This is a genomic window from Pseudomonas sihuiensis, from assembly GCF_900106015.1.
Classification (GTDB): domain Bacteria; phylum Pseudomonadota; class Gammaproteobacteria; order Pseudomonadales; family Pseudomonadaceae; genus Aquipseudomonas; species Aquipseudomonas sihuiensis.
Map to the genome: position 1 here is coordinate 4,222,455 of NZ_LT629797.1, position 15,638 is coordinate 4,238,092.

11 protein-coding genes are annotated in these 15,638 nt (G+C 65.9%); all 11 read left to right on the top strand.

What is annotated here, in order from left to right; translation table 11 throughout:
* Genes tssH through tssI form a run of 11 tightly spaced genes read left to right on the top strand, consistent with a single transcriptional unit; the run spans position 1 to position 15,616 of the window.
* Complete coding sequence (gene tssH / locus BLT86_RS19890) at positions 1–2,601, top strand: type VI secretion system ATPase TssH (protein ID WP_092379096.1); 2,601 nt, start codon at positions 1–3, stop codon at positions 2,599–2,601.
* 10 nt (positions 2,602–2,611) lie between these two features.
* Positions 2,612–4,141 (top strand): sigma-54-dependent Fis family transcriptional regulator, encoded by a 1,530-nt coding sequence (locus tag BLT86_RS19895; RefSeq protein ID WP_017676355.1) that lies wholly within the window; start codon positions 2,612–2,614, stop codon positions 4,139–4,141.
* 47 nt (positions 4,142–4,188) lie between these two features.
* The gene (locus BLT86_RS19900; RefSeq protein WP_017676356.1) at positions 4,189–4,323 is read left to right on the top strand and encodes a hypothetical protein; all 135 of its coding nucleotides are present in this window, start codon (positions 4,189–4,191) and stop codon (positions 4,321–4,323) included.
* 20 nt (positions 4,324–4,343) lie between these two features.
* The gene (gene tagH / locus BLT86_RS19905; protein WP_059390983.1) at positions 4,344–5,540 is read left to right on the top strand and encodes a type VI secretion system-associated FHA domain protein TagH; all 1,197 of its coding nucleotides are present in this window, start codon (positions 4,344–4,346) and stop codon (positions 5,538–5,540) included.
* Positions 5,541–5,545: 5 nt separating this feature from the next.
* The gene (tssJ, locus tag BLT86_RS19910) at positions 5,546–6,028 is read left to right on the top strand and encodes a type VI secretion system lipoprotein TssJ (RefSeq protein ID WP_021487503.1); all 483 of its coding nucleotides are present in this window, start codon (positions 5,546–5,548) and stop codon (positions 6,026–6,028) included.
* On the top strand, positions 6,025–7,356 hold the full coding sequence (tssK, locus tag BLT86_RS19915; protein WP_021487504.1) for a type VI secretion system baseplate subunit TssK: 1,332 nt from the start codon (positions 6,025–6,027) through the stop codon (positions 7,354–7,356). Before tssJ ends, tssK begins: the two co-directional genes overlap by 4 nt.
* A gap of 2 nt (positions 7,357–7,358) precedes the next feature.
* The gene (gene icmH, locus BLT86_RS19920; RefSeq protein WP_017676360.1) at positions 7,359–8,240 is read left to right on the top strand and encodes a type IVB secretion system protein IcmH/DotU; all 882 of its coding nucleotides are present in this window, start codon (positions 7,359–7,361) and stop codon (positions 8,238–8,240) included.
* On the top strand, positions 8,237–11,776 hold the full coding sequence (tssM, locus tag BLT86_RS19925; protein WP_092379099.1) for a type VI secretion system membrane subunit TssM: 3,540 nt from the start codon (positions 8,237–8,239) through the stop codon (positions 11,774–11,776). The genes icmH and tssM overlap by 4 nt, the downstream gene beginning before the upstream one ends.
* Positions 11,776–12,504 carry a PP2C family protein-serine/threonine phosphatase gene (locus BLT86_RS19930; protein WP_092379103.1) on the top strand — a complete coding sequence of 243 codons (729 nt, stop codon included), beginning with the start codon at positions 11,776–11,778 and terminating at the stop codon, positions 12,502–12,504. The genes tssM and BLT86_RS19930 overlap by 1 nt, the downstream gene beginning before the upstream one ends.
* On the top strand, positions 12,501–13,475 hold the full coding sequence (locus BLT86_RS19935) for a serine/threonine-protein kinase (protein ID WP_197676075.1): 975 nt from the start codon (positions 12,501–12,503) through the stop codon (positions 13,473–13,475). The genes BLT86_RS19930 and BLT86_RS19935 overlap by 4 nt, the downstream gene beginning before the upstream one ends.
* Positions 13,476–13,513: 38 nt before the next feature.
* A complete protein-coding gene (gene tssI, locus BLT86_RS19940; RefSeq protein ID WP_017676364.1) occupies positions 13,514–15,616 on the top strand; it encodes a type VI secretion system Vgr family protein in 2,103 nt (700 codons plus the stop codon).
* Positions 15,617–15,638 lie beyond the last annotated feature (22 nt).

A 15,638-nucleotide genomic window follows, 5' to 3' on the forward strand; every position in this document is an offset into this window, starting at 1 on the left:
ATGATCAACGTCGACCTGCAACAACTGGTTCAAGCCCTGGACGCCGCGAGCAAGCGCGACCTGGAGATGGCCGCCGAACGCTGCGTGGTACGCGGCGGCAACAAGATCCTCGTCGAAGACCTGCTGCTGGGCCTGCTCGAGCGCCCGGAAAGCATGCTGGCGCGTGCCCTGCAGGATGCCGAGATCGATGCCGGCGAGCTGGCCCAGGCGCTGCAGCCGCGCGGCGAGCACAGCGAGTCGCGCAACCCGGTGTTTTCTGCCGAACTGGTGCAGTGGCTGCAGGACGCCCTGCTGGTGGCCAACCTGGAGCTGGGCGCCAGTCAGATCGACCAGGCCGCGCTGATCCTCGCCCTGCTGCGCAACCCCATGCGCTATGCCGGCAGCCGTTATCAGACGCTGCTGAGCAAGCTCAATGCCGAGCGTCTGCGCGACTTCGCCCTCAGCCAGCAGCCGCAGGCCGCAGGTGGCAAGCCGGCAGCCGGTGGTGAATCCAACCTGGCGCGCTTTACCCACAACTTCACCCAGCAGGCCCGCGACGGCAAGCTCGACCCGGTGCTGTGCCGTGACGGCGCGATCCGCCAGATGGTCGATATCCTCGCTCGACGACGCAAGAACAATCCCATCGTCGTCGGCGAGGCTGGCGTGGGCAAGACTGCCATCGTCGAGGGGCTGGCCCTGCGCATCGCCACTGGCGAGGTGCCGCAGGTGCTCAAGGGCGTCGAGCTGCTGTGCCTGGACCTCGGCCTGCTGCAGGCCGGTGCCAGCGTCAAGGGCGAGTTCGAGCGCCGCCTGCAGGGCGTGATCGACGAGGTCAAGGCCTCGCCCAAGCCGATCATCCTGTTCATCGACGAAGCCCACACCCTGATCGGCGCCGGTGGCCAGGCCGGCAGTGGCGACGCCGCCAACCTGCTCAAGCCGGCCCTGGCCCGCGGCGAGCTGCGCACCATCGCCGCCACCACCTGGAGCGAGTACAAGAAGTACTTCGAGAAGGACCCGGCCCTGGCCCGCCGCTTCCAGCCGGTGCAGCTGCACGAGCCCACCGTCGACGAAGCCGTGACCATCCTGCGCGGCCTGGCGCCGGTGTACGAGAAGAGCCACGGCATCTACCTGCGCGACGACGCCGTGGTTGCCGCTGCCGAGCTGTCGGCGCGCTACCTCGCTGGTCGCCAGCTACCGGACAAGGCCGTGGATGTGCTCGACACCGCCTGCGCCCGTGTGCGCATCAGCCTGGCTGCTGCGCCCGAGGCGCTGGAGCGTCTGCGCGGCGAGATTGCCGAGGGCGAGCGCCAGGGTGAGGCCATGCGCCGTGACCTGGACGCCGGCCTGGCTATCGACGGCGAAGCGCTAGATACCCTGGAAAACCGTCTGGTCGCCGCCCGCGCCGAGCTGGAGCAGGTGGAAACCCGCTGGGCCGTGCAGCGCGAGCTGGCCGAACGGCTGCTGGAACAGCGCAAGCAATGCGCCGCCGCGCGTCTGGGTAACGATGAAGAGGCCAGCGACGAACCACGCCCGAGCCTGGAAGAACTGGAAGCCGAACTGCGCGCCATCCAGGCCGAGCTGGCTGCCGCCCAGGCCAGCGAGCGTCTGGTCAGCTTCGAGGTCTGCCCGCGCCTGGTGGCCGAGGTGATCAGCCACTGGACCGGCGTGCCGCTGAGCCAACTGGCCCGTGAGCACAACACCAAGGTCATCACCTTCGCCGACGACCTGCGCCAGCGCGTGCGTGGTCAGGAGCAGGCGATCCAGGCGCTGGACAAGGCCATGCGCGCCACCGCCGCCGGCCTCAACAAGCCCGATGCACCAGTGGGCGTGTTCCTCCTGGTCGGCCCCAGCGGCGTCGGCAAGACCGAGACAGCCCTGGCCCTGGCCGACCTGCTGTACGGCGGTGAGCGCTTCCTCACTGTGATCAACATGTCCGAGTTCCAGGAAAAACACACCGTCTCGCGTTTGATCGGCGCGCCGCCCGGCTACGTCGGTTACGGCGAAGGCGGCATGCTCACCGAGGCGGTAAGGCAGAAACCCTACTCGGTGATCCTCCTCGACGAAGTCGAAAAAGCCGACCCGGACGTGATGAACGTTTTCTACCAGATCTTCGACAAGGGCGTGGCCAACGACGGCGAAGGGCGCGAGATCAACTTCCGCAACACCCTGATCCTGATGACCAGCAACCTGGCCAGTGAACGCATTGCCGGCCTTTGCGCCGGCGGCGAGCGCCCGGCCGCCGAGGACCTGGAGCTGGCCATCCGCCCGCAGCTGAGCCAGCACTTCAAGCCGGCCCTGCTCGGCCGTATGCGCGTGGTGCCTTACTACCCGATGGACAGCGACCTGCTGCGCCAGCTGGTCGGCCTCAAGCTGGCCCGTTTCGGCGAGCGCCTGGCCCGTCGTCAGCTCGCCTTCAGTCACTGCGACGGCCTGGTCGAGCACCTGGCCGAGCGCTGCACCCATGGCGACAGCGGCGCGCGCCTGATCGATCACCTGATCGACCAGCACCTGCAGCCGCTGGTGGTCGACCGCCTGCTCGATGCCATGGCCGCTGGCGAAAGCCTGCAACGTGTGCACGCCACGCTGGATGGCGATGCGGCCGTGATCTGCGAGTTCGCCTGAGGTGCCGCCGATGTTCGCCGAAGTTCCGCAACCGCTTCGCTACGCCGAAGCCCTGCTTGGCCGCTATGCCGAACTGGCCGGCGCTGCCAGCAGTGACCGCCTGCTCGCCAACCTGGTGCGTGCCACGGCCGAACTTGCCGACTGTGCGCTGGGCCAGCTGTATCTGCTGGACCATACCAACACCCGCCTGACCCTCTCGGCCGAGTGGCTCGACGGCCTGCTGCAACCGCGTGAGTCAGCCAGCCTGCCCAGTGACTATGACGGCGAACAGCTGCTGCAGTACTGCCTGTGCCAGAACCAGGTGCTGTGTATCGACGAACTCGACAGCGGTCTGCACAACATCGCCTGTCTGCCGGAAGGCAGCCGTGCCTGGCGCAGCTTGCTGTGCCTGCCGCTGCATGACGGCGTTGGCCGTACTCGTGGTCTGCTGTTGGTGGCCAGCCATGAGCGGCGAATCCTGCAGGGCTTTGCCGCCTCTTTCGCCCAGCTTGGCAGTTTCGCCTTGGCTCAGCTGCAGCTGTTGCAGCGTCTACGTGCACCAGCTGTCGACGGTGCCGCCAGTGCTGCAAGCGTCTCGTCTGTTCCAGGCACGCCCTGTGCCAGCGGCTACGGCCTGCTCGGCCAGAGCCCGGCCATGCGCCGCGTCTACCAACTGATCGGCAAGGTGCTGCACAGCCCGGTCAGCGTGCTGCTCACCGGCGAGACCGGCACCGGCAAGGAACTGGTCGCTCGCGCCATCCACGATTGCGGCGCGCGGCGTAGCAAGGCGTTCATCGTGCAGAACTGCGCCGCGCTGCCGGAAAACCTGCTGGAGAGCGAGCTGTTCGGCTACCGCAAGGGCGCCTTTACCGGCGCCGACCGTGACAAGCCGGGCCTGTTCGATGCGGCCGATGGCGGCACCCTGTTTCTCGACGAGATCGGCGACATGCCGCTGACCCTGCAAGCCAAGCTGCTGCGCGTGCTGCAGGAGGGCGAAGTGCGCCCCCTGGGCAGCAGCGAGACGCACAAGGTCGACGTGCGCATCGTCGCCGCCACCCACCAGGAGCTGCGCAAACGTGTCGAGGAAGGCCGCTTCCGCGAAGACCTGTTCTATCGCCTATCGCATTTCCCCATCGAGTTGCCGGCGCTGCGCGAGCGTGACGAAGACATCCTGTTGCTCGCGCGTCACTTCGCCAGCACTGCCAGCGGCCTGCTGCAGCGTGACGCCTGCCGCTGGAGCGATGCCGCTCTGGAGCATCTGGCCGGCTACGCCTTCCCCGGCAACGTGCGTGAGCTCAAGGGTGTGGTCGAGCGCGCCGTACTGCTCTGCGAAGGCGGCGAGTTACTGCCCGAGCACTTCAATCTGGAGCAGACCCAGAGCGAAGGCAGCGAACCGCTGAGCCTGCGCGAGCGCATGGATCGGCTCGAGCGCAACCTGTTGCTCGACTGCCTGCGCAAGAACCGCGGCAACCAGACCAACGCCGCCAACGAGCTGGGTCTGCCCCGGCGCACCCTGCTGTACCGCATGCAACGGCTGAAGATCAGCCCGAGCGAGGTCTGAGCATGCCTGCCCATCTTTCATTCACTTCCACCCAAGGAGCGCATTCCATGCTGCATCGCTATCGGACCGCCGCCCTGCTCGCCCTGGCCATTGCCCTGGCCGGCTGCACAGGCAACTACAAGTTCAGCGACGACCAATACCGCCCGCTGGGCGATCCGCAAGCCGAGAAACGCGGCCACTGACCGCAAGGAGTAGGTTCACCATGGAACTGGTATTCGATGTGGTCAGCGCGCAGCAATTCGTGCCAGGTCTGTTGACCACCAAGACGTTCAAGCAGGCCGGCGGCGTGATCGGTCGAGCCGACGAGTGCGACTGGGTGATCCCGGATCGCAAGCGCATCCTGTCCAGTCGGCATGCAGAAGTGAGCTATCGCGATGGCGCCTTCTACCTGACCGACACCAGCAGCAACGGTATCCAGCTCAAGGACAGTGGCGCCACTCTGGCCAAGGGCAGTCCGCAGCGCATCGAGCATGGCAGCGTGTACTGCCTGGGCGACTTCGAGATCCGTGCGCGCCTGGTGCGTGACCCGGCCATGTTCGAGGGTGATATCGGTCTGCCGCAGGCCGCTGGGAGCATCATCCCCGATGACGCCTTCCTCGACCTCGACCCGCTCACCGCCCTGGAACAGCAGGAGCGCGTCTACGCCGAAGTGGACGATCTGACTGCCGTACTGCGCCCGAGCATGGCCCAGGCGCAGCAGCGCGATTACGCGCAGATCGACGAGGAAAACCTGCTGGTGCCCGAGTTGGTGATGCCGACGCCCGCGCCGCAGCCGAAAGTCGCCCCGGAGCCCGAGCGCCTGCCGCCGACTTTCTGGGAGAAGTTCGCCGATGCCCTCGGCGTGCGCCTCGACGACCTCGACGACGATGCCCGCGAAGCGCTGGCGCTGAATGCCGCCAAGCTGCTCAAGCAGAGCGTCGGCAGCCTGCAGCAGGCCCTGCGTACCCGCAGCGAGCTGAAGAACGAACTGCGCCTGGCCCTGACCACGGTGCAGAGCGCTGGCAACAACCCGCTCAAGCATGGCCTGGATACCAGCGAGACGCTGACCGCGTTGCTGCGTGGCGGCAAGCCTGGCCAACTGCCGGCCGAGCAGGCCATCAACCGCAGCTTCCGCGACCTGCAGGCGCACCAGGTGGCGCTGCTCGCCGCCAGCCGCGCGGCCGTTCAGGGCATGTTCGAACAGTTTGCCCCGGAGCAACTGACCCTGCGTTTCGAGCGTAACGGTCGCAAGCCTTTGCTGCCGACCGATGGCGGCCGCTGGCGTGCCTATCGTCGCCTGCATGCGGCGCTGGCGCAGAACGATGACTGGAGCGATCGCCTGTTCGCCCGTGATTTTGCCAGTGCCTACGAAGAGCAGGTTCGCCTGATCGCCACCCTCAATACCGACCTTCAAGGATGAACACCATGCCTCGCCTGCTTTCCCTGGCCCTATGCGCCGCACTCCTGACTCTCGCTGGCTGCGCCGCGATGTCGCCTTACTCGACCATGACCAAGCTGGACCTGAGCCTGGCCGGCAGCGACCAGCTCAACCCGGACCTCAACGGTCGTCCTTCGCCTATCGTCATCCGCCTGATGGAGCTCAAGCACCCGGTGGCTTTCGAGAATGCCGATTTCTTCTCCCTCTACCAGCGTCCGAAAGAAGCGCTGGCGCCGGACCTGGTGACCCAGGAGGAACTGGAGCTGCGCCCGGGCGAAACCCGCGAACTGAAAGTATCGGTGCAGGAGGGCAGCCGCTATGTCGGCGTGCTCGCCGCCTATCGCGACCTGCCGGAAGCCAGCTGGCGCTACGTCATTGCCATTGACGAGCAGCAACGCAACGCGGCCAACCTGCGGCTCGACGAGCGCGGCATTCGCAACCTGGATGACGAGCAGGAGCGCAACCGATGAGCCAGCATAAAGTCGTCTGGCAGGAAGGCATGCTGCTGCGACCACAGCATTTCCAGCAGAACGATCGCTACTTCGATCACCAGCTCAAGGTGCGTACGCAGAAACTGGACAGCTACGCCTGGGGCTTCTTCGAACTGGAGATCGACCGCCAGTTTCTCAACATGGGCAAGCTGGTGGTGAGCAAGGCCAGTGGCGTGCTGCCTGACGGCAGTCTGTTCGACCTCGGTGCCGAGCGCGAGCCGCTGGGCCTGGACGTACCGCCGAACACCGGCAACACCCCCGTCTACCTGGCGTTGCCGCTGGTCACCGGTAATCACATCGAGAGCCGTCGCCCGGACCAGCGCGACGTGCTGGCGCGCTACGTCGCCTTCGACGAGGAAGTGGCCGACTGCAACGCCGGTGACAGCAGCGTCAGCCAGGTCAGCACTGGTCGCCCGGATTTCCGCCTGCTGCTCGGCGAGCAGCAGAGCGACCAGGGCTACGTGAAGATGAAGCTGTGCGAAGTGCTCGACACCACACCGGACGGGGTGATCAGCCTCGACCCGGAATTCAGCCCGACCTACGTCAACTTCCAGGCCTCCGGCTACCTGCTGAGCTGCCTCAAGGAAGTGATCAGCATGCTCGCCCACCGCGGCGACATCCTCGCCGAGCGCATCCGCGCCACCGGCAAGGTGGGCGGCGCCGAGGTTGGTGACTTCATGATGCTGCAGCTGATCAACCGCTACGAACCGATCCTGCGCCACCACCTGGGCGTCGAGCAGGTACACCCGGAGCAGATCTACCGCGAACTGGTCGGCCTGCTCGGCGAGTTGGCGACCTTCTCCAGCGAGACCAAACGTCCGCGCCTGGAAGGCCGCTATCTGCACAGCGACCAGGGCATGAGTTTCCGCAAGCTGATGGACGCCATCCGCCAGGTGTTGTCGATGGTGCTCGAGCAGCACGCCATCGAGATGCTTCTGCAGCAGCGTCAGTACGGCATCCAGGTGTCGCCGCTGCACGACCACAAGCTGCTCGGCACCTCCAGCTTCGTACTCGCCGCCAGCGCCCAGTGCGACTCCGAGGAGCTGCGTCAGCGCCTGCCCGCGCACCTCAAGGTCGGCCCGGTGGAGCGCATCCGCCAACTGGTCAACCTGCACCTTCCGGGGATCAAGGTCAAACCGCTGCCAGTGGCACCGCGGCAGATCCCATTCCATTCGGGCAAGACCTACTTCGCCTTGGAGCTCAGCTCCGAGGAACTGGCGCAGCTGGAACGCTCCGGCGGCTTCGCCTTCCACGTGTCCGGCGAGTTCACCGGGCTTGAGCTGAAATTCTGGGCGATCAGGAACTGACCATGACAACCAAGGAAATGGAATACGGCCAGGATGACAAGACGGTCATCCTCAACCGCAAGGGCGAAGCGCGCGCCGAAAGCCCGCTGACCGATTTCAGCGCGCCACCGAAGTTCGAGCAGCTTGAGGAACGCATGATCTTCGCCGCGCGCCTGCGCCCGGCGGAGAGCTTCAACATCAGCCTCAACCCGCTGGTGGCGGCAGCCTCCACGCTGCTCTCGGAAGTGGTGCGGCTCAAACACAGCTTCGAAAGCGAGGACATGGATGCGCTCAACCAGCGCCTGACCCGCGAGATCAAGCTGTTCGAGCACCGTGCTCTGCACGATGGCGCCGAGAGCAGCCAGGTAATGGCCGCACGCTACGTGCTGTGCACCGTGGTCGACGAAGCGGTGGTGACCACGCCCTGGGGAAACGAGAGCCAGTGGTCGCAGATGAGCCTGCTGTCCTCGTTCCACAACGAGACCTTCGGTGGCGAGAAGTTCTTCCAGCTGCTCGAGCGCCTGTCGCGCAACCCGGTCAAGCACCTGCCGATGCTGGAACTGATGTACCTGTGCCTGTCGCTCGGTTTCGAGGGCAAGTACCGCGTGCTGCAGCGCGGCATGCTCGAACTGGAAGCGGTGCGCGACAGCCTCTACCGACAGATCCGCCAGTTGCGCGGCGATGTGCCGCGTGAAGTCTCGCCGCACTGGCAGGGCCTCAAGGACACCCGCCGACGCCTGGTGCGCATCGTGCCGTGGTGGCTGGTGGCGCTGTTCACCCTGATGTGCCTGGTGATGATGTATGGCGGCTTCGCCTGGGTATTGGGCGAGCAGCGCGACACCGTGCTCAAGCCGTATCAGCAACTCGACCCGGCCTCGGGTGTCAGCATGGATGACGTGAAATGAAGAGCTTCTTCGCCAAACTTGGCGCCTTTTTCCGCAAGACCTGGGTCTGGAGCCTGCTGCTGGTTCTGATTCTCGCCCTGCTGGTGTGGTTCGTCGGCCCGCTGCTGGCCGTCAGTGACTACAAGTTCTGGGAGTCGGCCACCAGCCGTCTGTTGACCATCAGTCTGATCTTCCTGCTCTGGGGCCTGGCCATGGTCTTCGCCAGCTGGCGCGCCACCGCGCGCAAGAAGGCCGAGGAAAGTGACGCCGACGCCCAGGAGCGCCTGCGTCGCGAGGAGCAGATCAGCGAAGAGCAGAACGAGCTGCGCCACCGCTTCAAGGACGCCCTGCGCACCCTCAAGCGCTCCAGCCTGTACCGCGGGCGCAGCGAGAAGTGGCGCAACGACCTGCCCTGGTACCTGCTGCTTGGCCCGCAGGGCAGTGGCAAGACCAGCCTGCTGGATTTCTCCGGCCTGGACTTCCCGCTCAACCGCGGCGAGAGCCAGCGTCTGACCAAGGACGTGTCCGGCACCCGCTACGCCGACTGGTACTTCGCCGACCATGCGGTGCTGATCGATACCGCCGGGCGCTACCTGACCCAGCCTGATGCGCAGGTCGATGGCCGCGCCTGGGGCACCTTGTTGGGCTTGCTGCGTCAGCGCCGTGCGCGCCCGCTCAACGGCGTGCTGGTGAGCATTCCGGTCGAGCAGCTGCAGGGCGGTAGCGAAGTGGAGCTGGAAACCCTGGCCCGTCAGACCCGCCAGCGCCTGCATGAGATCCACCAGCGCCTGGGCGCCGATGTGCCGGTCTATCTGGTGCTGAGCAAGGCCGACAAGGTACTGGGCTTCGACGAGTTCTTCGACCAGCTGTCACGCGAAGAAAGCGAGCAGGTGCTCGGCGCCAGCTTCCGCAAGGAGCAGAGCGCCAGCGATGTGGGCGTCGTACGCCAGGAGTTCGAAGAACTGCTGCGCCGCCTCAACAGCCAGGTGATCCTGCGCATGCACCAGGAGCGCGACACCCAGCGCCGTGGCCGCATCCTCGACTTCCCGCACCAGCTCGGCCAGATCGGCGAGCGCCTGTGCCTGTTCATCGAACTGGCCTTCGCCGGCAACCGCTACCAGCGGGCCAGCAAGTTGCGCGGCTTTTACCTGACCAGTGCACCGCAGTTGAACGAACAACTCGACCCGCTGACGGCTGGTATCGGTCGCAACCTCGGCCTGGCCGACAGCGCGCTGCCGACCTTCCGCAGCGGTCGCGCACGGTTTATCAATCATCTGCTCAGCCGGGTGATCTTCCCCGAGGCCGAATTGGCCGGCCTGGATCAGAAGGAGGTGCGTCGCATCGACTGGGGCCAGCGTGCCATGTACGCCACCGCCTTCGCCGTGCTGGCGCTGTTCGGTGTGCTCTGGGCCAGCGGCTTCTCGGCCAACCACGGCCGTTTGGAAGAGCTACGCGAGATCGCCCAGAAGCTTACCCGCGAGCATGGTTCGATCAATGCGCAGGACGATGCCCTGCAAACCCTCAAGGCGCTGGACAGCAGCTACGCCGCGACCCTGGTGTTCCCACCCAAGGGCGAGGTGTCCTACCTGGAGCGTACCGGCTTGTTCCAGGGCGAGGCGGTCAATCCTCCGGTGTATTCGACCTATCGCGCCGAGTTGGAAAACCTGCTGCTGCCGCGCGTGGCCCGTCAGCTGGAAGCACAGATCCGCGCCAACCTCAGCGACCGCGAGCGTCTGCTCGGTAGCCTGCGTGCCTACCTGATGCTCAACCTGGAAGAACGTCGCGATGCCGACTTCCTCAAGGAATGGGTCGCCGCCGACTGGTCGCTGCGCTACGCCGGCAACAGCCCGGCGCAGCATGGTCTCAATACCCATTTCGCGCGTCTGCTCGACGAGCCGTTCGCGCCCTATGCCCTCAACGCCCAGCTGGTTGCCCAGGCGCGCCAGGTGCTGCGCAGCGAGTCGCTGGCCAACGTGGTCTACCGCATGCTGCGGGAACAGGCGCGCAATCTGCCGGAATACCGTCTGAGCCAGAAACTCGGCCCGCAGGGTGGGCTGATCAGTGGCAGCGACTACGCCATACCCGGCTTCTACACCCAGAACGGCTACAGCAAGACCTTCACCGCTCAGGGCGGCAATCTGGTGCGCGAGATCCTGCGTGACAACTGGGTGCTGGGCGAAGGCGAAACCCTCAGCGCAGGTGACCTGGGTCGCCTGATGGTGGAGCTGGAGCAACTGTACTTCCGCGATTACGGCAACTATTGGGGTGAGGCCATCGCTCAGCTTGGCCTGGAACCGATCGGCAGTGCCGGTCGCGGTGCAGCCCTGCTCAACGGCCTGACCGCTGCCAACTCGCCGCTGCTGCAATTGCTGGTGGAAGTGCGTGACAACACCCGTTTCAAGGGGCTGGCTGAGGCCGCCGACGATGCCGGTGCCGCCGCCGAAGCGCTGGAAGGCGCTAAGGGCAAGCTGGGCAAAGCCGCCAAGCTGGCCAGTGCCGCCGCTGAACAGGCGCAGCAGGCGCTGGCCAAGAACACCCCGGATACGGCGCGCAAGACGCTGGAACGCCGCTTCGAGAGCTTGCACAAGCTACTCGACGATAACGGCGGTGCCGGCGTCGACCTGGCGGCCAGCCTGCAGGCTCTGGACGAGCTGCAACGCCAGCTGGCCAGCCTGGCCAATGCCGGCGCCAGCGACCAGGCTGCATTCGAGATGGCCAAGGCACGCATGGGCGGCAAGCGTGATGCGATCAACCAGGTACGCACTGCCGCCGCGCGCCTGCCACAGCCCATTGGCAACTGGCTGGCGCTGTTGGCCGAGGACAGCTGGACGCTGGTACTCAATGACGCCTACCACTTCCTCAACCAGCGCTATCAGAGCGAGCTGTACGCCGCCTACGACAACTCGCTGAAGCAGCGTTACCCCTTCACCGCGCACAGCGAAAGCGACGTGGCGGTGGCGGATTTCCGCGAGTTCTTCAAGGCCCAGGGCATCGCCGAGCGCTTCTTCGACCAGTACCTGCGCCCCTTCGTCAGTGGCAGCGCCGACGAATACCGCCTGCGCCGCGTCGATGGTCGTGGCCTGCCGCTATCGCGCGAGTTCCTCCTGCAGATGAGCCGTGCCCAGGTGATCCGCCGCAGCTTCTTCGCCGAGAACCCGGCCGAGCCGCAGGTGCTGTTCAAGCTCGAACCCTACTCGCTGGACTCCAGCCTGAGCCGCGCCGACTTCCGCTTCGGCAAGCAGCAACTGGAATACCGCCACGGGCCGATCGTCGCCACCGCCTTCCGCTGGCCGGCAGCGAGCGAGGAAGACCGCACCAGCCTGGTGGTCGAAGAGCTGGGTGGCCGCCGCGTCGGTATCGAGAAGAACACCGGCCCCTGGTCGCTGTTCCGCCTGCTCGACCTGATGGACGTGGACTACCACAGCGGTCGTGACGTGCTGATCCTCAAGGCCAACCTCGGTGGTCTGCACGCCAACTACCTGCTGCACAGTCAGCGCTCGCCGAACCCGTTCGACATCGGCCTGCTGCGCAGCTTCAAGCTACCGGCGACGCTCTGATGACGGCAGTTGCCAACGCCTGGCGCAGTGCCGCACGCACTGATACCGGCAAGGTGCGCGCGCGCAACGAGGATGCCTTCCTGGCCCTGCCCGAGCAGGGCCTGTGGGTGGTGGCCGACGGTATGGGCGGGCATCAGAACGGTGCTCTGGCCAGCCGTCTGATCGTCGAGCATCTGGCCGAGCTGCCGGAAGGCAGCCTCGCCCAGCGGCTGGTGGAGTTGCGCCAGGCGCTGCACCGGCTCAACCATCGGCTCGGCCAGGAGCTGACCGTTACCGCCGACCGCCCGGACACGGTGATCGGCAGCACCGTAGTCGCCCTGTTGCTCGAGGAGGACCGCGCCGCCTGCGTCTGGGCCGGTGACAGCCGCTGTTACCTATGGCGCGGCGCGCGGCTGTATCAGCTCAGTCGCGACCATTCACTGGTGCAGCAACTGATCGACGAGCAGGGCCTGACACCGCAGGAGGCCGCGCGCCATCCGGCGGCGCATGCCCTGACCCGTGCCATCGGCGCCAGCGAAACCCTGCAACTGGACATCCTCGAACTCGACGTGCTGCCTGGCGATGTCTTCCTGCTGTGCAGCGACGGCCTCTATCAGGGCGTTTCCGCCGACGAGCTGGGCGCCTGCCTCAACCTGCCCTCGCCGCACCTGGCCGTGGAGCGCCTGTTCCAGCGCGTGCTCGACGGCCCGGCCCGTGACAACCTCAGTGCCGTGGTGATCCGCCAATGATCGAAGCCGCCGAAGCCAGCGACCTCACCTACTTCGCCCTGGCCGCCACCGCCGCCAGGGAACCTGTGCGCGAAACGCCGCGCCAGGCGCCGGGCGAGCTGCCCGATGTGCTTGGCGGTCGCTACAAGATCGAGCGCCTGCTCGGCGTTGGGGGCATGGGGGCGGTGTACCGCGCGCGCGATCTGCTGCGCGAACAGTTCGGCGACCCCGAGCCCTATGTCGCGCTGAAGACTCTCAGCGACGACTTCGCCGAGTACCCGGACGCCAACGCCCTGCTCTACAGCGAGTTCGCCCTCACCTCGCGGCTCAACCACCGGCATGTGGTGCGCCTGTTCGGCTTCGAAGTGGACACTGCCTGCGAGCGCGCCTTCATCACCCTGGAGCTGATGCGCGGCCTGACCCTCGATCAGCTGCTGTGCGAACGCCCGGAGGGGCTGCCCTGGGAGGAACTTCGCGATATCGCCATCCCCCTGCTCGACGCCCTCGCCTATTCCCACGAACTGGGTGTGCTGCACGGTGACCTGAAGCCCAGCAATGTGATGTTGGCCGACGACGGCCTGCGCCTGTTCGATTATGGTCTGGGCCAGCCTATGGAGGGCTTGCTGCCTGGTCTGCCACGCCTGTGTCGCAACCGTATTGCCGCCTGGACACCGCGCTACGCCGCGCTGGAGCTGCTCGAAGGCGCCGCGCTGTCGGCTGCTGCCGACGTTTATGCGGTGGCTTGTGTGCTGGTGGAGCTGGCCAGTGGGCAACACCCGTTCCGTCGCCTCAGTGCCAAGCAGGCCAGGAGCATGGAGCTGGACAGGCAACTGCAACGCCCGGCGCAGGTGCCGCTGCACTGCTGGCAGGCCCTGCGTATCGCGCTGGCCTTTGAGGAAAGCCAGCGGCAGATCGGCTGCAGCGAGCTGCTCGACGCGTTTCGCCGGCCACCGGCTTCGCGTCTGCAGCGCTGGCTGGGCAAGAAGGCATAACAGGCTGTTGAAAAGGACTCAATCGAAAGGATACGCACATGTTCAACCCGGCCAACGAAACCCATTTCAGCCTGAGCATCGAGGGCGTCGAGCACGACCTGCAGCTGCTCGAATTCAGCGGCCGCGAGGCCATCAGCCAGCCCTATCGCTTCGACGTCGAGCTGATCAGTGAACGGCCGGACCTCGACCTGGCCAGCCTGCTGCACCAGCGCGCCTTCCTCGCCTTCAGCCCCAATGGCGACGGCATCCACGGCCTGATCCACCGGGTCGAGCAGGGCGAGTCCGGCAAGCGCCTGACCCGCTACCACCTGGCCATCGTGCCGCAGCTTGCGTACCTGGCGCACCGCACCAACCAGCGCATCTTCCAACACCTGACGGTGCCGCAGATCGTCGCCCAGGTGCTGGAAGAGCACGGCATCGTCCAGGGTGGCTACCAGTTCCAACTCGGCCCCACCGTCTACCCCGAGCGCGACTACTGCGTGCAGTACGACGAGAGCGACCTGCACTTCGTCCAGCGCCTGTGCGAGGAGGAAGGCATCCACTACCACTTCCAGCACAGCGCAAGCGGCCACGTGCTGACCTTCGGCGACGACCAGACCGCCTTCGCCAAGCTTGGCCAGCCCACACCCTATATCCAGGACAGCGGCATGACCGCCGACGACCCGGTGATCAAGCGCCTGGCCCTGCGCCTGGAAACCCGCACCCGCCGCACCACCCGCCGTGACTACGATTTCGAGCAGCCACGGCTGCTCCTGGAGGCGGCCTACCAGAGCGAGCAAGCCGGCGAGAACGACGGCCTGCCCGATCTGGAAGACTACGACTATCCCGGCCGCTACACCGACCGCACGCGCGGCAAGCACCTGGCCAAACGCGCCCTGGAGCGCCACCGCGCCGACTACCAGCAACTGGAAGGACAGAGCGACCAGCCGCGGCTGGTTACGGGGCACCTGCTGGAGATTTCCGAGCATCCACGCAGCGACTGGAACGACCTCTGGCTGCTCACCGAAGTGCTGCACGAAGGCAAGCAGCCGCAGGTGCTGGAAGAGTCGATCACTAGCGATTCGATGTTGAGCAAGGGGGCGAACGCGCTCCTGCACGGCGTGACCGGTAAGGCGCAGTCCGCCGCAGACGAGGACTTTTGCCAGGGTTACCGCAACCGCTTCCTCGCCACCCCCTGGAACGTGCCCTACCGCCCGCAACTCGCTCACCCCAAACCCCGCGTGCTGGGCAGCCAGAGCGCCGTGGTCACGGGGCCTGCCGGCGAAGAAATCCACTGCGACGAATACGGCCGGGTCAAGGTGCAATTCTTCTGGGACCGGGAAGGCCAGGCCGACGAGAAAACCAGCTGCTGGCTGCGCGTCAGCTCCAGCTGGGCCGGCGATCGTTACGGCGCCATCACCATCCCGCGTATCGGCATGGAAGTGCTGGTCACCTTCCTCGAAGGCGACCCCGACCAGCCGCTGGTCACCGGTTGCCTTTACCACGCCGAACACGTGGTGCCCTATGACCTGCCGGCGAACAAGACGCGCAGCGTGTTCAAGACTCTGAGCAGCCCCGGCGGTGGTGGCTACAACGAACTGCGCATCGAGGATCGCAAGGGCGCCGAGCAGATCTACATTCATGCCCAGCGCGACTGGGACGAGAACATCGAACACGACCAGAAGATCCGCGTCGGCAACGAGCGCCACGACACCGTGGAGAAGAACAGCTACACCGAACTGCTGGCCGAGGAACACCTCACCGTCACCGCCGACCGCAAGGTCGAGGTCAAACCGCAGGATCACCTGACGGTGGGCACCGACCAGCACATCAAACTGGGTACCGCACAACTGACCAAGGCGGGCCGCGAGATCCACCTCAAGGCCGGGCAGAAGATGGTCATCGAAGCGGGCATCGAACTGACGCTCAAGGCCGGCGGAAGCTTTATCAAACTCGACCCCGGCGGCATCACCATCAGCGGCCCGTTGACCCGCCTCAACGCCGGCGGCTCACCAGGCAAGGGCTCGGGCATCGGCATCAAACCGCCCGTGCTGCCGGGCATGGCCGATAGCGATAAGGCGGGGAGTTTGTTGGAGCAGGCATTCGCCAATCTGCTCAACCCCCGCAAGAAAGTGAAGAGAACCATGAATTTTTCGGGCTGAACCAAACGATGAATACCAAGAT